Annotated in this window: 17 protein-coding genes and 2 tRNA genes; 1 reads left to right on the top strand and 18 read right to left on the bottom strand. The window is 58.5% G+C overall.

The features are described 5' to 3' along the window. Window positions 1-72: 72 nt before the first annotated feature. The 11 genes from infB to rlmE all read right to left on the bottom strand — a co-directional run bounded on the left by infB (window position 73) and on the right by rlmE (window position 11,216). Window positions 73-2,595 carry a translation initiation factor IF-2 gene (infB, locus tag HX805_RS30075; protein WP_003212186.1) on the bottom strand — a complete coding sequence of 841 codons (2,523 nt, stop codon included), beginning with the start codon at window positions 2,593-2,595 and terminating at the stop codon, window positions 73-75. 27 nt (window positions 2,596-2,622) lie between these two features. Further along, window positions 2,623-4,104 (bottom strand): transcription termination factor NusA, encoded by a 1,482-nt coding sequence (gene nusA, locus HX805_RS30070; protein WP_003212187.1) that lies wholly within the window; start codon window positions 4,102-4,104, stop codon window positions 2,623-2,625. A gap of 47 nt (window positions 4,105-4,151) precedes the next feature. Beyond that, window positions 4,152-4,610, bottom strand: coding sequence for a ribosome maturation factor RimP (gene rimP, locus HX805_RS30065; protein WP_003235029.1), 459 nt, complete (start codon window positions 4,608-4,610; stop codon window positions 4,152-4,154). Between the two features lie 140 nt (window positions 4,611-4,750). Further along, window positions 4,751-4,827, bottom strand: a tRNA-Met gene (locus HX805_RS30060). Window positions 4,828-4,923: 96 nt separating this feature from the next. Beyond that, window positions 4,924-5,009, bottom strand: a tRNA-Leu gene (locus tag HX805_RS30055). Window positions 5,010-5,030: 21 nt separating this feature from the next. Continuing rightward, the gene (secG, locus tag HX805_RS30050) at window positions 5,031-5,414 is read right to left on the bottom strand and encodes a preprotein translocase subunit SecG (RefSeq protein WP_026078118.1); all 384 of its coding nucleotides are present in this window, start codon (window positions 5,412-5,414) and stop codon (window positions 5,031-5,033) included. A 4-nt stretch (window positions 5,415-5,418) separates the two neighbouring features. Next, a complete protein-coding gene (gene tpiA, locus HX805_RS30045) occupies window positions 5,419-6,174 on the bottom strand; it encodes a triose-phosphate isomerase (protein ID WP_003212194.1) in 756 nt (251 codons plus the stop codon). A gap of 66 nt (window positions 6,175-6,240) precedes the next feature. Beyond that, window positions 6,241-7,578 (bottom strand): phosphoglucosamine mutase, encoded by a 1,338-nt coding sequence (gene glmM, locus HX805_RS30040; RefSeq protein ID WP_003212196.1) that lies wholly within the window; start codon window positions 7,576-7,578, stop codon window positions 6,241-6,243. A gap of 16 nt (window positions 7,579-7,594) precedes the next feature. Next, entirely contained in the window at window positions 7,595-8,446 is an 852-nt protein-coding gene (gene folP / locus HX805_RS30035; RefSeq protein WP_102368079.1) for a dihydropteroate synthase, read from the bottom strand. 8 nt (window positions 8,447-8,454) lie between these two features. Then, window positions 8,455-10,365, bottom strand: coding sequence for an ATP-dependent zinc metalloprotease FtsH (gene ftsH, locus HX805_RS30030; protein ID WP_008436840.1), 1,911 nt, complete (start codon window positions 10,363-10,365; stop codon window positions 8,455-8,457). 200 nt (window positions 10,366-10,565) lie between these two features. Continuing rightward, complete coding sequence (gene rlmE, locus HX805_RS30025; protein WP_003212203.1) at window positions 10,566-11,216, bottom strand: 23S rRNA (uridine(2552)-2'-O)-methyltransferase RlmE; 651 nt, start codon at window positions 11,214-11,216, stop codon at window positions 10,566-10,568. Between the two features lie 105 nt (window positions 11,217-11,321). Between rlmE and yhbY the strand changes: the two genes are divergently transcribed. Then, window positions 11,322-11,630: a ribosome assembly RNA-binding protein YhbY gene (gene yhbY, locus HX805_RS30020; protein WP_003212205.1), complete on the top strand. Its 309-nt coding sequence runs from the start codon at window positions 11,322-11,324 to the stop codon at window positions 11,628-11,630. Between the two features lie 8 nt (window positions 11,631-11,638). Here the strand turns inward: yhbY and HX805_RS30015 are convergent, their stop codons facing one another. The 7 genes from HX805_RS30015 to dnaK all read right to left on the bottom strand — a co-directional run bounded on the left by HX805_RS30015 (window position 11,639) and on the right by dnaK (window position 21,442). Then, complete coding sequence (locus HX805_RS30015; protein ID WP_003212207.1) at window positions 11,639-12,043, bottom strand: hypothetical protein; 405 nt, start codon at window positions 12,041-12,043, stop codon at window positions 11,639-11,641. Between the two features lie 28 nt (window positions 12,044-12,071). Continuing rightward, entirely contained in the window at window positions 12,072-12,548 is a 477-nt protein-coding gene (gene greA / locus HX805_RS30010; RefSeq protein WP_003212209.1) for a transcription elongation factor GreA, read from the bottom strand. Next, window positions 12,545-15,766: a carbamoyl-phosphate synthase large subunit gene (gene carB / locus HX805_RS30005; RefSeq protein ID WP_003212212.1), complete on the bottom strand. Its 3,222-nt coding sequence runs from the start codon at window positions 15,764-15,766 to the stop codon at window positions 12,545-12,547. The genes greA and carB overlap by 4 nt, the downstream gene beginning before the upstream one ends. Window positions 15,767-15,871: 105 nt before the next feature. Further along, a complete protein-coding gene (gene carA, locus HX805_RS30000) occupies window positions 15,872-17,008 on the bottom strand; it encodes a glutamine-hydrolyzing carbamoyl-phosphate synthase small subunit (RefSeq protein WP_003212214.1) in 1,137 nt (378 codons plus the stop codon). Window positions 17,009-17,267: 259 nt separating this feature from the next. After that, window positions 17,268-18,074: a 4-hydroxy-tetrahydrodipicolinate reductase gene (gene dapB, locus HX805_RS29995; RefSeq protein WP_134325716.1), complete on the bottom strand. Its 807-nt coding sequence runs from the start codon at window positions 18,072-18,074 to the stop codon at window positions 17,268-17,270. Window positions 18,075-18,084: 10 nt separating this feature from the next. Continuing rightward, window positions 18,085-19,209 carry a molecular chaperone DnaJ gene (gene dnaJ / locus HX805_RS29990; protein ID WP_003212219.1) on the bottom strand — a complete coding sequence of 375 codons (1,125 nt, stop codon included), beginning with the start codon at window positions 19,207-19,209 and terminating at the stop codon, window positions 18,085-18,087. A 316-nt stretch (window positions 19,210-19,525) separates the two neighbouring features. Then, window positions 19,526-21,442: a molecular chaperone DnaK gene (gene dnaK, locus HX805_RS29985; RefSeq protein WP_003212222.1), complete on the bottom strand. Its 1,917-nt coding sequence runs from the start codon at window positions 21,440-21,442 to the stop codon at window positions 19,526-19,528. Window positions 21,443-21,481: the final 39 nt, after the last annotated feature.

Raw genomic sequence — 21,481 nt, 5'->3', positions numbered from 1 at the left:
TGCGTTTAGAGTCCGGACACAGCGCCAGGCATTTGCATGCCCGGGCGCTGCGTGGCCCTTGAAGTACGCGAGTTAGAGGCTGCGAGCAACCTGGACCTTCTCGTAGACTTCGATCTTGTCACCCGCCTTGACGTCGTTGTAGCTCTTGACGCCAATACCGCATTCCATGCCGGCACGTACTTCGGAAGCGTCATCCTTGAAGCGGCGCAGGGATTCCAGCTCGCCTTCGAAGATAACGATGTCTTCACGCAGTACACGGATTGGACGGTTACGGTGCACAACACCTTCGATAACCATGCAACCGGCGATCGCGCCGAATTTCGGCGAGCGGAACACGTCACGCACCTCGGCCACACCCAGGATGTTCTCCCGGACGTCGCTGCCAAGCATGCCGGTGAGGGCTTTCTTGACGTCTTCGATGATGTCGTAGATGACGTTGTAGTAACGCATGTCCAGGCCTTCCTGCTCGACGATCTTCCGTGCGCCAGCATCGGCACGCACGTTGAAGCCGAACAGTACAGCGTTGGAGGCCAGCGCCAGGTTGGCATCGGATTCGGTGATACCACCGACACCGCCGCCGACCACACGCACTTGCACTTCGTCGTTACCCAGGCCATTCAAGGCGCCGTTCAACGCTTCGAGGGAACCACGAACGTCAGATTTGAGGACGATGTTAAGCGTCTTCTTCTCTGCCTGGCCCATGTTCTCGAAGATGTTTTCCAGCTTGCCGGCGTGAGCACGGGCCAGCTTGACTTCGCGGAACTTGCCTTGACGGAACAGAGCCACTTCACGGGCTTTCTTCTCGTCCGACAGCACGCTCATCTCGTCGCCAGCGTCCGGGGTACCGTCCAGGCCGAGGATCTCGACAGGGATGGAAGGACCGGCTTCCTTGATTGGCTTGCCGTTCTCGTCGAGCATGGCACGTACACGGCCATAGTTCGAACCGACCAGGACCATGTCGCCTTGGCGCAGGGTACCGTCTTGAACCAGAACGGTTGCAACCGGACCACGACCCTTGTCGAGACGCGATTCAACCACAACACCACGACCCGGGGCCGATGGAGTTGCTTTCAGTTCGAGAACTTCGGCTTGCAGCAGGACAGCTTCGAGCAGTTCGTCTACACCGGTACCGACTTTCGCCGAAACCGAGACGAATGGCGTATCACCGCCCCACTCTTCGGAAGTCACGCCGTGAACCGACAGTTCGCTACGGATGCGATCGAGATCGGCGCCCGGCTTGTCGATTTTGTTCACTGCAACAACCAGAGGAACACCAGCGGCTTTAGCGTGCTGGACAGCTTCAATGGTCTGCGGCATTACGCCGTCGTCCGCTGCAACTACCAGGATCACGATGTCAGTCGCCTTGGCACCACGGGCACGCATGGCGGTAAACGCGGCGTGACCAGGGGTGTCGAGGAAGGTGACCATGCCGCGCTCGGTTTCAACGTGGTATGCACCGATGTGCTGGGTGATGCCGCCGGCTTCGCCTGCAGCTACCTTGGCACGACGGATATAGTCGAGCAGCGAGGTCTTACCATGGTCAACGTGGCCCATTACGGTCACGACTGGCGCACGGGAGAACGTCTCGCCTTCAAACTTCAGGGACTCGGCCAGGGAATCTTCCAGGGCGGTGTCGCTGACCAGGGTCACTTTGTGGCCCAGCTCTTCAGCAACCAGTTGGGCAGTTTCCTGGTCCAGTACCTGGTTGATGGTCGCTGGGGTACCCAGTTTGAACATGAACTTGATGATTTCAGCAGCCTTGACCGACATCTGATTGGCGAGATCGCCAACAGTGATGGTCTCGCCGATCTGCACATCACGCACGACAGGGCCGGTTGGGCTCTGGAAACCGTGGGCGTTGCGCTTCTTCAGCTTGGCCTTGCCGCGACCACCGCGACGGAAGCTGTCGCTTTCTTCGTCGGTAGTACGTGGGGCAACGCGTGGCGCTGGCGCCTTCTCTTTGACCGAAGCACGATGTGGAGCGTTTTTGCGCTCACCATCGCCACTGCCACGACGATTGTTATCGTCGGCACGTGGTTTGTCCGGGCGGCGAGGTTCTTCGCGTTTGCGAGCGTCGGCTGCAGGAGCTGGCGCGGCGGCAACCGGAGCGGCCTCACGAACAGCTTCAACAGGCGCGCTAGGCGCAGCAACGGCCTCAGTGTTAGCAGGTTGCGCAGCAGCAGGCTGGCGACGCGCTTCTTCTTCGGCGCGACGCTTGGCTTCTTCTTCAGCCTTCTGACGAGCAGCATTTTCTACTGCGCGACGTTCTTCCAGTTCGCGTTTGCGCTCGGCTTCGATTTCTTCCGGGCTGCGCTGTACGAAGACTTTCTTCTTGCGTACTTCAACGCTGATGCTCTTGCTGCCAGCAACACGCAGGGTGCTGGTGGTTTTGCGCTGCAATGTAATCTTGCGCGGTTCTTCCACTTTCGCCTTGTGGCTGCTCTTCAAGTGAGTCAGCAAAGACTGCTTCTCACTATCGCTCACACCTTCATCGGCGGCGGTGTGCGGCAGACCTGCCTCACGCATCTGCTGCAACAGGCGCTCTACCGGTGTTTTGACCTCATCGGCCAGTTGTTTCACCGTGACTTGCGTCATGCACTTCTCTCCTCAGGCCGCGCCTAATTACTCGAACCAATGGGCTCGGGCGGCCATGATCAACTTGCCGGCACGATCATCGTCAATGCCGTCGATGTCGAGCAGGTCGTCAATAGACTGCTCGGCCAGGTCTTCGCGGGTAATTACGCCGCGCACCGCCAGTTCCATCGCCAAATCCTTGTCCATACCCTCAAGCGAGAGCAGGTCTTCGGCCGGATGGGCGTCTGCCAGCTTTTCCTCAGTAGCGATGGCTTTAGTCAACAAACGATCCTTGGCCCGAGCGCGAAGCTCGTTGACGGTGTCTTCGTCAAAGCCGTCGATGTTGAGCATTTCTTCCAACGGTACGTAGGCAATCTCTTCCAGGCTGGTGAAGCCTTCATCTACCAGCACCTGTGCCAGGTCTTCGTCGACTTCCAGCTCGTCGATGAAGTTGCGCAGGATGTCACCGGTTTCTGCTTGCTGCTTAGCCTGGATGTCCGATTCGGTCATCACGTTCAGGGTCCAGCCGGTCAACTGGCTGGCCAAACGTACGTTCTGACCACCGCGACCGATGGCCTGAGCCAGATTGTCTGCGCCAACGGCGATGTCCATTGCATGGGCATCCTCGTCAACGATAATTGCCGCCACTTCAGCAGGCGACATTGCGTTGATCACAAACTGCGCCGGGTTATCGTCCCACAGGACGATGTCCACACGCTCACCGCCCAATTCGCCCGACACTGCCTGGACGCGCGAACCGCGCATACCAATGCAAGCGCCTTGCGGGTCGATGCGTTTGTCCTTGGAGCGGACCGCGATCTTGGCGCGTGAACCCGGATCGCGGGACGCAGCCATGACTTCGATCAGGCCTTCGGCAATTTCCGGCACTTCGATGCGGAACAGCTCGATCAGCATTTCCGGCGCGGTACGCGACAGGATCAACTGAGGGCCGCGGTTCTCGGTGCGGATTTCCTTGAGCAGCGCACGCAAGCGCACGCCAACCCGGAAAGTTTCGCGGGAAATGATGTCTTCGCGGGCCAGCAACGCTTCAGCGTTGTTACCCAGGTCGACGATCACGTTGTCGCGGGTGACTTTTTTCACGGTGCCGGAGATGATTTCCCCCAAGCGCTCGCGATAAGCGTCAACGACTTGAGCGCGCTCGGCTTCGCGGACCTTCTGCACGATGACTTGCTTGGCAGTCTGTGCAGCGATGCGGCCGAACTCGATGGATTCGATCTTTTCTTCGACGACATCACCGACCTGGGCGCCCGGATGCGTTTCAGCAACCTTGCTCGGCCAGGTTTCGATGGCCGGATCATCAAGATCGGCTTCTTCGACGACCGTCCAGCGACGGAAAGTCTCGTAGGCACCGGTGTGGCGGTTGATTTCCACACGCAGATCAACTTCGTCTTCAAAACGCTTTTTGGTAGCAGTGGCCAGGGCCAGCTCCAGCGCTTCAAAAATCACGTTTGCCGGTACGCCCTTTTCATTGGATACCGACTCAACAACCAGCAGTACTTCTTTGCTCATCGTACGCCTCGCCTTTCGCAAGCCATTGGATCCGCGGGATCCGCGTCTCAGTCAAAACTGGGAATAATGTTGGCCTTGTCGATCATATCGATCGGCAACAGGAACTCATGGTCTTCTACCTGCACCACGACGTCCTGCTCTTCTACACCGCGCAGAAGGCCCTGAAAGTTGCGTCGCCCTTCAAAGGGAGAGCGCAGCTTGATCTTCACTTGTTCACCGGCAAATTTTGCAAACTGATCAATAGTGAACAGTGGGCGTTCCATGCCAGGCGAGGAAACTTCGAGGGTGTATTCAACGGAGATCGGATCTTCAACATCCAGGACACCGCTGATCTGACGGCTGACAATGGCACAATCGTCCACCAGCACGCCGCCCTCTTTATCGATATAAACGCGCAACATTGAGTGGCGACCTTGAGCCGAAAACTCAATACCCCAGCATTCATAGCCTAGGGCCACGACCACCGGGGCCAACAAGGCCTGCAACTCTTCTAGCTTGCTCGACACCTGAACCCCCTCGTGCATGTATGTGCATGCTGTGCAAAATAAAAAAATGGGCGAAACGCCCATCCTTGAAACGCCGTCGAACAGCGGCGTTGAAAGTGTCCAGCTAACAAAAAGCCCCTTAAAAGGGGCTCCGCTAAAACTGGTTGCGGGGGCCGGATTTGAACCGACGACCTTCGGGTTATGAGCCCGACGAGCTACCAGACTGCTCCACCCCGCGACAAAGCTGGGGCGGAAGTATACGACCGATCCCTTACAGGGTCAATGTAACCTTCCACCTACAAGAAAGCCCGCAACAGCGGGCTCTCCTGATAATTGGTACCGAGAAGGGGACTCGAACCCCTACACCCTATGGGCACAACCACCTCAAGGTTGCGTGTCTACCAATTCCACCACCTCGGCAATACAGCGTTTACAACCTTCTTACTTCTGCTCTTGAGCTGGAGGTACGTCAGTCGCTGGAGTAGCCGACTTTTGCTCTTGAAGCACCGGGACATCATCAGAAGCCGGTTTTGCTTTTGGTACTTCCAACACTGCTGGGTTTGGGAGACCTACTTGAGTCAGCACATGAGCTTTCTCTTTAGCAAAGTAACCTAACCCCAAGCTGGTTATGAAGAAACCGGCGGCAAGTATAGCAGTAAACTTACTAAGAAAGGTAGAGGAACCTTGGCTTCCGAACACAGTATTTGAAGCACCTGCCCCGAAAGACGCACCAGCGTCCGCACCTTTACCCTGCTGCAGCAAAACCAGAGCAACTACGCCCAGTGCACCCAGCAGATGAAAAACAACGATGACTGTTTCCAGCATTTTTTCAGTTTCCCGCGGCGCGACAAATCGCACCGAACTCATCTGCATTCAGGGAAGCTCCACCAATGAGCCCCCCATCGATATCCGGCATGCCGAACAGTTCGACCGCATTGGCCGCCTTCACGCTGCCGCCGTATAGAAGCCGCACACCTCGTGCGACCTCAGAATTCTCTGCCGCCAACTGCGCGCGGATGGCTGCGTGCACATCCTGCGCCTGTTGCGGCGAAGCAGTCAGCCCGGTGCCAATGGCCCAGACCGGCTCGTAAGCAATTACTGCATTTGCAAAGGCACCGACTCCCAGCTCCTCGATGATGCTGCCCAGCTGACGCCCGACAACCTCAAGAGTTTTACCGGACTCACGCTGCTCAAGGGTCTCCCCTATGCACAACACCGGAACCAAGCCGCAAGCCTGTGCCGCCGCGAATTTGCGATTGAGTGTCCCATCACGCTCGCCCATGATCTGGCGGCGCTCGGAGTGCCCAACAAGCACCAGGGAGCAACCCGCATCAACCAGCTGACTCGGTGCAATCTCACCGGTCAACGCACCTTGCATGGATTCCACCGCAGAGTTCTGCGCGCCGACCTGGATCGACTTGCCTTTCAAGCCATCAATCACTTGATTGATATACAAGCAAGGCGGGAATACCGCGACATCAACACCGCTAGGCAAGGCCAAATGACGAAGGCCATTGATCAGCTCAGCGACACTGGCGCGGGTACCGTGCATCTTCCAGTTACCAGCTACCATAGTGCGACGCATGCTGTACCTCGTCGGTCAAAGTGGGCGCAGATGTTACCCAACCACATCATCACTGGCAAGCCGAATTCAGGCGCAAACTTCAGTTACCAGTTTTGCCAGCTCTTCGGCATAGCCGCGAACCTGTGTTTCGTCCTCGCCCTCGACCATTACACGCACCAAAGGCTCGGTACCCGACTTGCGCAGCAAGACCCGGCCACGCCCCGCCATGGCGGCAGTCACGCGCTCACTGGCCTCTTTGACAGCTGGATGCTCGATAGGGTTGTCACCGCCTGCAAAGCGCACGTTGAGCAGCACTTGCGGGCACTTGCGCAACGCCTGCCGCGCCTGGGCCAGGCTTTCTTCACGGCGACGCAGCGCCAGCAGCACCTGCAGCGCCGCAATGATCGCATCCCCGGTAGTCGTGTGCTGGAAGCAGACGATATGACCGGAATTTTCGCCACCCACCTGCCAATTACGCTCCAGCAGGTCGGCAATCACGTAGCGGTCACCGACATTGGCGCGCACAAACGGGATCCCCAGATCTGCCAGGGCCAGCTCCAGGCCAAGATTGCTCATCAAGGTACCGACGACGCCGCCTTGCAGCTTGTTACGCTCATGCAGGTCACGGGCGATGATGAACAACAGGTCGTCGCCATCGACGATCGCGCCAGTGTGGTCGACCATCAATACGCGGTCGCCATCACCATCGAACGCGATGCCCAAGTCGGCATGCTCAGCCAGGACAGCCGCCTGCAACTGCCCCATGTGGGTTGAGCCGCAGTTGTCGTTGATGTTCAGGCCGTTCGGCTGCGCCGACAGTACAGTAACGTCTGCGCCAAGCTCCTTGAACACACTCGGTGCGACTTTGTACGTCGCGCCGTGGGCGCAGTCGATGACGACCTTCAACCCGGCAAAATTGGTGCTGCTAGGCACGCTGCTTTTGCAGAATTCGATGTAACGGCCGGAAGCGTCGTTAATCCGCGATACCTTGCCCAGCTTGCTCGATTCGACGACGGTCATCGGCGCATCCAGCAACTCTTCGATCATGTGCTCGATCTCATCCGGCAGCTTGGTGCCCTGGCCCGAGAAGAACTTGATGCCGTTGTCATCGTGGGGATTGTGCGAAGCGCTGATCACGATACCGGCTTCAGCATGAAAGGTACGCGTCAGGTAAGCGATCGCTGGCGTAGGCATCGGCCCCAACAGCATCACATCAGCGCCGGCAGCAGACAGACCTGCCTCCAGCGCAGACTCAAACATATAACCCGAGATACGCGTGTCCTTACCCACCAGGATACGGCAGGCCCCCATGCTGCGGAACGCCATGCCGGCGGCCCAGCCCAGCTTGAGCATGAAATCGGGAGTAATCGGGAATTCGCCGACCCGACCGCGAATGCCATCGGTGCCAAAATACTTTTTAGTCATAAGTGCTCCATCATTCTTATTCGGCTGATTCAACCGCTGCGATCATCCGCACTACATCTATCGTCTCGGCCACGTCATGCACGCGCAAGATGCGCGCACCCTTGACCACGGCAAGTGCCGCAAGCGCCAGGCCGCCATGCAGCCGCTCACCCACCGGACGATTCAACGCCAGACCTATCATGCTCTTGCGCGAAACCCCGACCAACAAGGGGCGACCAAGGGCATGCAGGGATTCCATATGCTTGAACAGGCTTAAATTGTGCTGCAAGGTCTTGGCAAAGCCAAATCCCGGGTCGAGGATTATCCGCTCGGGAGCAATCCCCGCCGCCGCGCATTGAGCCATGCGCTCGGCAAGGAAGCCTTTCACTTCACCGACCAGATTGTCGTAATGCGGGTCGTCCTGCATCGTGCCCGGCTCGCCAAGCATATGCATCAGGCAAACCGGCAGCCCCGTCGCGGCGGCCGCATCCAGAGCGCCATCGCGCTGCAAAGAGCGCACATCGTTGATCAACCCTGCACCCAGCCGCGCAGTTTCGCGCATAACGGCAGGGGTCGAGGTGTCGACAGAGATGATGACGTCCAGCTCTTGATGGATGCGCTCGACAATCGGAGCAACCCGTTCCAGTTCCTCCAGGGGAGAAACTGCGCGCGCGCCGGGCCGGGTTGATTCGCCACCGACGTCAATCAGAGTCGCACCGGCAGCCACCATCGCTTCCGCATGGCGCAACGCAGCATCAAGCTGACTGAAGCGACCACCATCGGAAAAGGAATCAGGGGTTACATTAAGAATGCCCATAACGTGTGTATGGGCCAAATCAAGAACCCGGCTGCCGCAAGGCAACCGGGTCGAGGACAACGCAGAAGTCATTTCAAACCTTAATGGTCAGCAGCCGGGCCGCCGATCGGGGCTTCAGGGCGTTCGTTCTGTACCACTGGCGGCGTGCCGGAAGTACCCGAACCACCTTCCCAATCGCGAGGCTCGCGAGGCGTACGACCGGCCATGATGTCGTCAATCTGCTCGGCATCAATGGTCTCGTACTTCATCAGGGCATCAGCCATGGCGTCGAGCTTGTCGCGATTGTCGGTGAGGATCTGCTTGGCCGTGCCGTAGCACTGGTCAATGATGCTGCGCACCTCGGAGTCGATCAGCTTGGCTGTCTCGCCGGAGAAGCTGGCAGCTTGACCACCACCACCGCGACCCAGGAATACTTCGCCTTCTTCCTCGGCATACATCAAAGGACCGAGTTTCTCCGACAGACCCCACTTGGTCACCATGTTCCGTGCAATCTGGCTGGCACGCATGATGTCGTTGGAGGCACCGGTGGTAACACCATCGAAGCCCAGGGTCATCTCTTCGGCGATCCGGCCGCCATACAGCGAGCAGATCTGGCTGATCAAGGCACGCTTGGAGAGGCTGTAGCGATCCTCTTCCGGCAGGAACATGGTGACGCCCAGCGCCCGGCCACGAGGAATGATCGATACCTTGTAGACCGGGTCATGCTCAGGCACAACGCGACCAACAATGGCGTGACCGGCTTCATGATAAGCGGTGTTCTGCTTCTCTTTCTCGGACATGACCATGGATTTGCGCTCGGCGCCCATCATGATCTTGTCTTTCGCCAGCTCGAACTCCTTCATTTCAACGATGCGCTTGCCGGTACGGGCGGCAAACAGCGACGCCTCGTTCACCAGGTTGGCAAGGTCGGCACCGGAGAAGCCTGGAGTACCACGGGCAATCACGGCCGGAGCCACGTCGTCGCCCATTGGCACTTTGCGCATGTGCACTTTCAGGATCTGCTCACGACCACGGATGTCTGGCAACCCGACAACGACCTGACGGTCAAAACGGCCCGGACGCAGCAAAGCGGGGTCGAGTACGTCTGGACGGTTGGTTGCAGCGATCACGATGATGCCGTCGTTCATTTCAAAGCCGTCCATCTCAACCAGCAACTGGTTAAGCGTCTGCTCACGCTCATCATGACCGCCGCCCATGCCGGCGCCACGATGGCGACCAACGGCGTCGATTTCATCGATGAAGATGATGCACGGAGCGTGCTTCTTGGCCTGTTCGAACATATCGCGAACACGGCTGGCACCTACACCGACGAACATTTCGACGAAGTCGGAACCGGAAATGGTAAAGAAAGGTACTTTGGCTTCGCCGGCAATGGCCTTGGCCAACAGGGTTTTACCGGTACCTGGCGGGCCAACCATCAGCACACCGCGAGGAATACGGCCACCCAGGCGCTGGAACTTGCCCGGATCGCGCAGGAATTCAACCAGTTCGCCCACTTCTTCCTTGGCTTCGTCGCAACCGGCAACGTCAGCCAGGGTGGTTTTCACCTGATCTTCGGAAAGCAGGCGTGCCTTGCTCTTGCCGAAGCTCATCGGCCCGCCCTTGCCTCCCGCACCACCTTGCATCTGGCGCATGAAGAACATGAACACGGCGATAATCACCAGTATCGGGAAGCTGGCCACCAGGAGCTGGGTCCAGATGCTCTGCTGCTCAGGCTGCTTGCCTTCGACAACCACGTGGTTATCCACCAGGTCGCCGATCAGGCCATTGTCCTGGATTGCCGGACGGATGGTCTTGAAGCTGTCGCCATCGTTGCGCTTGCCGGTAATCACGTAGCCATCAACCGCTACGCGCTCGACCTTGCCATCCTTAACTTGCTGGATGAAGTCGGAATAGTTGAGGGTCTGCGGCTCGTTAGGGCTGGAGAAGTTGTTCATCACCGTCACGAGGACAGCCGCGATGATCAACCACAGGATCAGATTCTTTGCCATATCGTTCAATTAACTACCCTCTGAAGCAAGCTCCGCTACTGGCGCGTGCTTCGCATGATATTCACCGGCCTAACTTACTACATTACCTACAACTCTGGCAGGCGCCGTCTGTAACCCTTTGTGAAACTTTGACTACACAATATTCGTAAAGCTTCGTGACGAAAGCGATATAAAAAAACCTATCGCCTCCGTCAAATTTCTCAAAAACGCTCTTCACTGGCAGCGCCTTCAATGCCACGGAAGCCGCGACCCAGCAAATACTGCTCGCGAGACCTGTCCCGGGAAGAGTCAGGCTTGCGTGTCTGTACCTTGTCGAACAGTTTGCGGATGTTCTTGTGATACTCGTCGAAGCCTTCACCCTGGAAGACCTTGACCAGGAAGTCACCACCCGGACGCAGTACCCGTCCTGCCAGGTCCAGTGCCAATTCGCACAAGAACATGGCTCGCGGCATATCAACAGCCGGTAATCCACTCATATTGGGGGCCATATCGGAAATCACAAGGTCTACCTGCGAATTTCCGACGGCCTCAAGGATCTGTGCCAGCACTTCGTCCTGGGTAAAATCGCCGTGAACAAAGGTCACGTCAGGGATGCTGTCCATTTCCAGGATGTCGGAAGCGATCAAACGACCTTGTCCACCAATCAGACGACTGGTCACCTGGGACCAGCCACCCGGGGCGGCACCCAGGTCGATAACGCTCATGCCAGGACGGATCAACTTGTCCTTTTCCTGGATCTCCAGCAGTTTGTAGCTGGCCCGGGAACGGTAGCCATCCTTTTGCGCCATTTTGACGTAAGGGTCGTTGAAATGCTCTTGCAGCCACTTAAGGCTAGTTTTGGAACGGGCCACGGGCCACCTCGAAAATAAAACGGGTCGTGATTAACTGGGCGGTCCCGGACTCGCTCGGGTAAACTGGCCGCCGCTTTTTACAAGATCAGACGCAGGGGTCAGATTATGCCGCTCACTCAAGAGCAGAAGAAACAGTACAAATCCATTGGCCACCATCTGAAACCAGTTTTGATTGTGGCTGACAACGGTTTGACTGAAGGTGTGTTAGCCGAACTTGAACGCGCATTGGGCGATCACGAGCTAATCAAGATCAAGGTCAGCATCCTTGATCGCGAGGCGCGCCTGGCAGCTATTGCAGAACTGTGCAAGGCTGGCAAAGCGGACCTGGTTCAGGTCATCGGCAAGATGGCGCTGCTGTATCGCAAGAACTTCAGCGCCAACAAGCAACTGTCGAACGTACACCGCTTCAAGTGAAACAAGGGTCACGGGCGTGCTTCGCACGCCCTGCCACTCCATCCTGGCGCCGGCTGTACAACCAGCACCAACCCGGAAAACCCTAGCACAAGATAGCTGAACAGCTGCCAGCGCAACGCCTCCGGCAGAAAGATGCGCACCACGCAAAACATTGCGCACGCATACAGCGCCATCAACAGCAGTTGCCCGCGAATATCCCGCCACAGACTCCCCAAGCCTTCGGCCTTGATCAGCACCAGCGCCTGAAGCGTCACGCACGCCGCTGCAAAACCTACCAGCAACGCGCTTAATAATCCGCTGACCTCATCGATCAGCAACGGTGCCAGGCCAATCAGGCCCAGCGCCGGCAGCACACCAATATGTAACAGCCATAGGCCGCCAACCCAAAGCATCTGGGCAAACTGCCAAAGCATGGCGCCCGCACGAAGCGGGCGCCGTCTTTCAGATGTGACGAACTTCGACAATCTCGTACTCGATCACGCCACCAGGCGTCTTGACGGCCACCACGTCACCCTCTTCCTTGGCGATCAAGGCGCGGGCCAGCGGCGAACCGACGGAGATCTTGCCGAGTTTGAAGTCGGCCTCGTCTTCACCCACGATGTGGTACACCACGCTTTCGTCAGTCTCGACGTTGGCGATTTCCACGGTGGTGCCGAAAATCACCTTGCCGGTATGCGGGATGGTCGTGACGTCGATAACCACCGAATTCTGCAGGCGGCCTTCGATGTCACGGATCCGCGCCTCGACCATACCTTGCTGCTCGCGGGCAGCATGGTATTCAGCGTTTTCCTTCAGGTCACCCAATTCCCGGGCCGTACCGATGTCCTGGCTCAGCTTTGGACGGACGACCTTGGTCAGGTGGGCGTGCTCTTCTTCCAGGGCTTTTGCGCCCTGGACGGTCATTGGGTATTTGATCATGCCTTCAATCCTGCGTGTAGATCCTGCAAGCGACGCACGGTTTTTTCAGGACCGAACTTCAGCGCTTCGCAGATAGCTTCGCCAGCAGCAATGGTGGTGGTGCAGTAGATCTTGTGCTGCAAGGCGTTACGACGAATGGAGTAGGAGTCCGCGATCGACTGGCGACCTTCGGTGGTGTTGATGATCAGGGTGACTTCGTCATTCTTGATCATGTCGACCACGTGTGGACGGCCTTCCGTCACCTTGTTCACGCGACGCACTTTCAGGCCGGCAGCCTCGATCAGCTTGGCGGTCCCGGCAGTGGCCACGACTTCGAAGCCCAAGTTGATCAGATCACGGGCCACACCTGCAACCAGTGGCTTGTCATCATCGCGTACGCTGATGAACGCAGTACCGCCGGTCGGCAGCACTTCGCTGGCGCCCATCTGGGCTTTGGCGAATGCTTCACCGAAGGTATCGCCCACGCCCATCACTTCACCGGTGGACTTCATCTCCGGGCCCAGGATCGGGTCCACACCAGGGAATTTGGCGAATGGGAACACCGCCTCTTTCACACTGTAGAAGTTCGGAATGATTTCCTTGGTGAAGCCGATTTCCTTCAAGGTCTTACCGGCCATCACACGGGCAGCAATCATTGCCAGGGAAACACCGATGCACTTGGAAACAAACGGCACGGTACGCGAGGCGCGCGGGTTGACTTCGATGACGTAGATGTCTTCGCCTTGCAGCGCCAACTGTACGTTCATCAGGCCGACCACGCCCAGCTCCAGGGCCATTTTCTTGACCTGTTCGCGCATCTCGTCCTGGATGTGTGCAGGCAGCGAGTATGGCGGCAGCGAGCAAGCGGAGTCACCGGAGTGAACGCCAGCCTGTTCGATGTGCTGCATGATTGCGCCGATCACCACGTCGGTGCCGTCGCAGACCGCATCCACGTCCATCTCGATGGCGCAGTTGAGGAAGTGGTCCAGCAGCACCGGGCTGTCGTTGGACACTTTCACCGCATCACGCAGGTAGCGCTTGAGTTCGTCTTCTTCGTAGACGATTTCCATCGCCCGGCCGCCCAATACGTAGGACGGACGCACCACCAGCGGGTAACCAATCTTGCTGGCTGCACGAATCGCTTCGTCTTCGCTGCGCACAGTGGCGTTTGGCGGCTGACGCAGGTTCAGGCGCTCAACCATCTGCTGGAAGCGCTCACGGTCTTCGGCCCGGTCGATAGCGTCAGGGCTGGTACCGATGATCGGCACGCCAGCAGCTTCGAGTGCGCGAGCCAGTTTCAACGGGGTTTGGCCGCCGTACTGGACGATCACGCCTTTTGGCTTCTCGACACGGCAGATTTCCAGTACGTCTTCCAGCGTTACCGGCTCGAAGTACAGACGGTCGGAAGTGTCGTAGTCAGTAGAAACAGTTTCCGGGTTGCAGTTGACCATGATGGTCTCGTACCCGTCTTCGCGCAGGGCGAGAGCGGCGTGTACGCAGCAATAATCGAACTCGATGCCTTGGCCGATACGGTTTGGACCGCCGCCCAGGATCATGATCTTGTCGCGGCCCGACGGCGCGGCTTCGCACTCTTCCTCGTAGGTGGAGTACATGTATGCGGTGTCGGTGGCGAACTCGGCCGCACAGGTATCAACGCGCTTGTAGACCGGGAAGATGTCCAGCTTGTGGCGATGGGTGCGCAGGTTCTTCTCGGTCACGCCCAGCAGCTTGGCCAGACGCATGTCGGAGAAACCTTTGCGCTTGAGGCGGAACATCAGGTCGCGGTCGATGGAGGACAGACCGAGGGTCTTGACCTTCTCTTCTTCCTTGATCAGATCTTCGATCTGCACCAGGAACCACGGGTCGATCATGTTCATGCCGAAGATGTCTTCGACGGTCATGCCGGCGCGGAAAGCATCGGCCACGTACCAGATACGCTCGGCACCCGGCACGGTCAGCTCGCGCTTGAGCACGCTCATGCTTTCCGGGTTGCTCAGGTCGAGCTTCTCGTCCAGGCCGCAAACGCCCACTTCCAGGCCGCGCAGGGCTTTCTGCAGGGACTCCTGGAAGGTCCGGCCGATGGCCATGACTTCACCGACCGACTTCATCTGAGTGGTCAGGCGGGCGTCGGCTTTCGGGAATTTCTCGAAAGCGAAGCGTGGCAACTTGGTGACGACGTAATCGATCGACGGCTCGAAGGAAGCCGGTGTTGCGCCGCCGGTGATTTCGTTCTGCAGCTCGTCCAGGGTGTAACCGATCGCCAGCTTGGCGGCGATGCGCGCAATCGGGAAGCCGGTAGCTTTCGATGCCAGCGCCGAAGAACGCGATACACGCGGGTTCATCTCGATCACAACCATGCGGCCAGTGTCCGGGCAGATGCCGAACTGGACGTTGGAGCCACCGGTTTCCACACCGATCTCACGCAGCACCGCCAAAGAGGCGTTACGCATGATCTGGTATTCCTTGTCCGTCAGGGTCTGTGCCGGCGCAACGGTGATCGAGTCACCGGTGTGCACGCCCATCGGGTCGAAGTTTTCGATCGAGCAGACGATGATGCAGTTGTCCTTCTTATCGCGGACAACCTCCATCTCATATTCTTTCCAGCCGATCAGGGATTCGTCGATCAGCAGCTCTTTGGTCGGAGACAGGTCCAGGCCGCGGGCGCAGATTTCTTCGAACTCTTCACGGTTGTAAGCGATACCGCCGCCGGTGCCGCCCATGGTGAAGGACGGACGGATGATGCACGGGAAGCCCAGGCGCTCCAGGACCGCGTTGGCCTCTTCCATGCTGTGGGCGATACCAGAACGCGGGCAATCAAGGCCGATGGACTTCATGGCCTTGTCGAAACGCGAACGGTCTTCAGCCTTGTCGATGGTGTCGGCATTGGCGCCGATCATCTCTACGCCGAACTTCTCCAGGACGCCTTCGCGCTCCAGGTCCAGTGCGCAGTTCAGGGCGGTCTGGCCACCCATGGTTGGCAGCAGTGCGTCCGGACGCTCTTTCTCGATGATCTTGGCAACGGTCTGCCACTTGATCGGCTCGATGTAGGTGGCGTCGGCCATGTCCGGGTCGGTCATGATGGTGGCCGGGTTGGAGTTCACCAGGATGACGCGGTAGCCCTCTTCGCGCAGGGCTTTACAGGCCTGGGCGCCGGAGTAGTCGAATTCGCAGGCCTGGCCGATCACGATCGGGCCAGCGCCGAGAATCAGGATGCTTTTTATGTCTGTACGTTTTGGCATGGGTTTGTCACTCAAATCCGCAGGTCAGTCGGCAAGCCGTCTTGAACAATCTTTGAAGAGCCCGAGGGGGCCGCCGGTTTCCCGGGCCGCCCTCAGGCCGCTCAGTTAGCGTCGCTTGGCCATCTCATTGATGAAACGGTCGAACAGCGGCGCTACGTCGTTCGGGCCCGGGCTTGCTTCAGGGTGGCCCTGGAAGCTGAACGCGCTCTTGTCGGTGCGCTCGATACCTTGCAGGGAACCGTCGAACAGCGACTTGTGAATCGCCCGGACGTTGCCCGGCAGCGTCGCTTCATCCACCGCAAAACCGTGGTTCTGGCTGGTGATCATCACGACGCCAGTGTCCAGGTCCTGCACCGGGTGGTTGGCACCGTGGTGGCCGTGCCCCATTTTCAGGGTCTTGGCGCCGGAAGCCAGGGCGAGCAGCTGGTGGCCGAGGCAGATGCCGAACACCGGGATCTCGGTTTCCAGCACTTCCTTGATCGCCTTGATGGCGTAGTCGCAAGGCTCCGGGTCACCCGGGCCGTTGGACAGGAACACGCCGTCCGGCTGCAGGGCCAGTACGTCGTTGGCCGGGGTCTGCGCAGGCACCACGGTCACGCGGCAACCGCGCTCGACCAGCATGCGCAGGATGTTGTGCTTGATACCGTAGTCGTAGGCCACGACGTGGTACGGCAGTTCGGAAGCTTCGATGGTCGCGTGGCTGTCGGTCTTCAAGTCCCAGACGGTGGAGCGCCACTCGTACGTTTCCTTGGTGCTGACGACTTTCGCCAGATCCATGCCTTTCAGGCCAGGGAAACCTTGGGCCGCTGCAATCGCTGCTTCTTCGGAGATGTTGTCACCGGCCATGATGCAGCCGTTCTGCGAGCCTTTTTCACGCAGGATGCGTGTCAGGCGACGCGTATCGATACCGGCGATCGCCACAACGTTGTTGGCTTTCAGGTAATCGGACAGGGACATCGTGTTACGCCAGTTGCTCGCTACCAGTGGCAGGTCACGAATGACCAGGCCAGCCGACCAGACACGATCAGACTCGGCGTCTTCCGGTGTAGTACCGGTGTTGCCGATGTGCGGATAGGTCAGGGTAACGATCTGTTGGGCGTAGGAAGGATCAGTAAGGATTTCCTGATAGCCGGTCATGGCGGTGTTGAACACCACCTCTCCAACGGTCTGACCGTCGGCTCCAATGGCTTCGCCGCGAAAAATGCTGCCATCAGCAAGGGCGAGTATGGCTGGCTTAGTCAAGAAGACCTCCCGTAAATAAAGCCTGAAAGGGCGATCGCAGGTTGTAAAAAAGCGGAGTGACGTATGGACACGTCACCCCGCTTCTTCACTGAATTATTCTGCGCGCTTTTAGTGGACACACTAAAGCTGTAGCTTACAGAAAAAGGCTTTTTTGGTCCACCGCTAATGAGCCTTAAAGGCAGGGGAATGCGACAGGACGTCGCCTAGCGGGTAAAAACGGGGCCTCAGCATATTCCTGAGACCCCGTTTTAGCTACTTCTTAATGCAGGTCCAGCACGTCGCGCATGTCGTACAGGGCCGGCGTACGACCCTCCAGCCACAGCGCCGCACGTACGGCACCCTTGGCGAACGTCATGCGGCTCGAGGCCTTGTGGGTGATCTCAAGACGCTCACCCTCGGTTGCGAACAACACCGTGTGATCGCCCACCACATCACCGCCGCGAACGGTGGCAAAACCGATGGTGTCGTGGGCGCGAGCCCCGGTATGACCTTCACGACCATACACCGCCACCTTCGACAGGTCACGACCCAGGGCATCGGCAATCGCCTCGCCCATACGCAATGCCGTACCGGACGGCGCATCGATCTTGTGCCGGTGATGAGTCTCGATGATCTCGATGTCAGCCTCATCACCCATCACCCGCGCCGCCATGTCGAGCAGCTTCAGCGACAGATTGACGCCGACGCTGAAATTGGCCGCGAACACGATTGGAATATCCTTGCCCGCCTCCACCAGCAGCTGCTTTTGCTCGGCGCTCAGGCCCGTTGTGCCGATCACCATGGCCTTGCCTGCCTTGCGGCAGAACGCCAGGTTTTTCAGCATCACGTCCGGCAGGGTGAAATCGATCAGCACGTCAAACTCGTCGGCAACCTGCTCCAGATTGCCGGACAACGAAACACCGATCCGCCCCAGGGACGCCAACTCACCCGCGTCCGCACCTATCAAGGTGCTGCCGGGACGAACAATCGCCGCCGTCAGCCCGGAGGCCGGCGAGCGCGCCTGCACGGCCTCGACCAGGGTCTTGCCCATGCGCCCGGCAGCGCCCATCACCGCGATACGTCGCATACTCACTTCCTTACAGGTCGCCGAAGAAGCGCTTCACGCCTTCGAACCAGCCGGTGGTTTTTGGCGAATGAGTGTCATCGCCGGCCAGGGAGCTGCGGAACTCTTCCAACAGTTCGCGCTGACGACGCCCCAGGTTCACCGGCGTCTCTACCGCCACACGGCACATCAGGTCGCCAGCACCGCCACCGCGCACCGGCGCAACGCCTTTGCCACGGATACGGAACTGCTTGCCGGTCTGCGTACCCTCAGGGATCTTCAGCTTGACCCGACCGTCCAGCGTCGGAATCTCAAGCTCGCCACCCAGGGCCGCATCGACAAAGCTGATCGGCACTTCACAGAACAAATGCTTGCCGTCGCGCTGGAAGATCGAGTGCTCGCGCACATTGATCACCACGTACAGGTCGCCCGTCGGGCCGCCCTGAGTGCCCGCCTCGCCTTCGCCCGACAGACGAATGCGGTCGCCGGTATCAACACCCGCCGGCACTTTCACCGAGAGGGTCTTGTACTCTTCGACACGCCCCTCGCCGTGGCACGAGTCGCACGGATCGGAAATGATCTTGCCCTGGCCGTGGCAGCGCGGGCAGGTTTGCTGCACCGAGAAGAAGCCTTGCTGCATGCGTACCTGGCCGATACCGCCGCAAGTCGGGCAAGTGATCGGCGAGGAGCCTTTCTTGGCGCCCGAACCGTCGCACGGCTTGCAATTGACCAGCGTCGGAACACGGATATTGACGCTGGTACCGCGCACCGCTTCTTCCAGGTTCAGCTCCAGGGTGTAGCGCAGGTCGCTGCCACGCTGGGCACCGCCACGCTGGCCACCACGGCCGCCGCCAAAGAAGTCGCTGAACACGTCGCCGAAAATATCGGAGAAGTTCTGCCCGCCGAAACCCGCACCGCCGCCACCCATGCTTGGGTCGACACCGGCATGGCCATACTGATCGTAAGCGGCGCGCTTGTTCGGATCACACAGGCATTCGTAGGCCTCATTGGCCTCTTTGAACAGCTCTTCGGATTCTTTGCTATCCGGATTACGGTCCGGGTGGTGCTTCATTGCCAGGCGACGGTAAGCCTTTTTCAGGTCCGCCTCGCTGGAGCCGCGCTCCACACCCAACACTTCGTAATAGTCACGCTTTGCCATAAGTCTTTGCACTCTTAAGGACGTCCGGCAAAACCCTCCTGAGCCTTGCCAAACTCGTTGAGCCCCAATACAGGCCCGGACCCAACTCACGTCAATTCAACGATCCTGGTCGTTACTGCTTTCAACCGGAAACCGGCCAAAAACGCGGTGACTGTCGTCCGGAAAGCAGGAGCATTCCCGATCACACCGCCAGCATCCGAGCGTTGTCGCATGCTGTAAAAATTCGCGTACCCCAGACACGCCAACGCGGGAGCAAGCTCCCGCGCGGCGACATCCTACCAGTCACCGCTTGTGAGCGGTCAACCGGGCGACCAAGTTACTTCTGGTCTTTGACTTCTTCGAACTCGGCATCGACAACGTCGTCGTGCTTGGCTTCAGGTTCTGCCTGGTGTGCAGCACCGTCAGCCGGCTGGCCTTGTTCGGCGTACATTTTCTGAGCCACTGGCGCAGAGACTTTCGACAGCTCTTCAACCTTGGCTTCGATAGCAGCCTTGTCGTCGCCTTTAACGGCGGCTTCCAGGGCAACTACTGCGGCTTCGATTGCAGTTTTCTCTTCAGCAGTCACTTTGTCGCCAGCATCAGCGATCATTTTGCGAGTCGAGTGAACCAGTGCATCACCCTGGTTACGGGCAGCGGCCAGTTCTTCGAACTTGCGGTCTTCGTCAGCATTGGCTTCAGCATCACGGATCATCTGCTGGATTTCTTCCTCGGACAGACCCGAGTTAGCCTTGATAACGATCGACTGAGTCTTGCCGGTGGCCTTGTCTTTGGCGCCTACGTGCAGAATACCGTTGGCGTCGATGTCGAAGGTCACTTCAATTTGCGGCACGCCACGTGGTGCTGGTGGAATCTCGGCCAGGTCGAACTTGCCCAGGGACTTGTTCTGACCGGCTTGCTTACGCTCACCTTGCAGCACGTGAATGGTCACGGCGCCCTGGTTGTCGTCGGCAGTCGAGAACACTTGCGATTTCTTGGTAGGGATCGTGGTGTTTTTCTCGATCAGCGCAGTCATCACGCCGCCCATGGTTTCGATACCCAGGGTCAGCGGGCTTACGTCCAGCAGCAGAACGTCTTTCACGTCGCCGGCCAATACCGCGCCCTGGATGGCAGCACCCATGGCAACTGCTTCGTCCGGGTTCACGTCTTTACGCGCTTCTTTACCGAAGAACTCGGTCACCAGCTTCTGAACCAGTGGCATACGGGTCTGACCGCCCACCAGGATCACGTCGTTGATCGCGCCAACGTCGATACCCGAGTCTTTCAGCGCAATGCGGCAAGGCTCGATGGTGCGTTGAACCAGGTCTTCTACCAGCGCTTCCAGCTTGGCGCGGGAGATTTTCACGTTCAAGTGCTTAGGACCGGTAGCGTCTGCAGTGATGTACGGCAGGTTCACGTCGGTCGAATTGCTCGAAGACAGTTCGATCTTGGCTTTCTCAGCGGCTTCTTTCAGGCGCTGCATGGCCAGCGGGTCACCCTTGAGGTTCATGCCGCTTTCTTTCTTGAATTCGTCAACGAGGTAGTCGATCAGACGAATGTCAAAGTCTTCACCGCCCAGGAACGTGTCACCGTTGGTGGCCAACACTTCGAACTGGTGCTCGCCATCGACTTCAGCGATTTCGATCACGGAAACGTCGAAGGTACCGCCACCCAGGTCGTAAACGATCACAGTGTGGTCGCCCTTGGCCTTGTCCATACCGTAGGCCAGAGCGGCTGCGGTTGGTTCGTTGATGATACGTTTCACGTCCAGGCCAGCAATACGGCCGGCGTCTTTGGTCGCCTGGCGCTGGCTGTCGTTGAAGTAGGCCGGAACGGTGATCACCGCTTCAGTCACGGCTTCACCGAGGTAGTCTTCGGCGGTTTTCTTCATCTTTTTCAAGATTTCAGCCGAGATTTGTGGCGGCGACATTTTCTGGCCGTTCACTTCAACCCAGGCGTCGCCGTTGTCAGCCTTGGCGATTTTGTACGGGACCATCTTGATGTCTTTCTGTACGACTTCTTCGTCGAACTTACGACCGATCAGACGCTTCACCGCGTACAGGGTGTTATGCGGATTGGTCACAGCTTGACGCTTGGCGGACTGGCCCACCAGGATTTCGCCGTCGTTGGCATAAGCCACGATGGACGGAGTGGTGCGTGCGCCTTCGGCGTTTTCAATAACTTTGGATACGCCGTTTTCCAGCACGGAGACGCAGGAGTTGGTAGTCCCCAGGTCGATACCGATAATTTTGCCCATGATTTACTCTCCCGAAACTTAGATTTTTTTGCCGCAGCA

The sequence above is a fragment of the Pseudomonas sp. G5001 genome, from assembly GCF_013385475.1.
In the GTDB taxonomy this organism is placed as follows: domain Bacteria; phylum Pseudomonadota; class Gammaproteobacteria; order Pseudomonadales; family Pseudomonadaceae; genus Aquipseudomonas.
The sequence above is the reverse complement of the archived record's forward strand: the minus strand, read 5'-3'. Positions and strand labels throughout refer to the sequence as shown.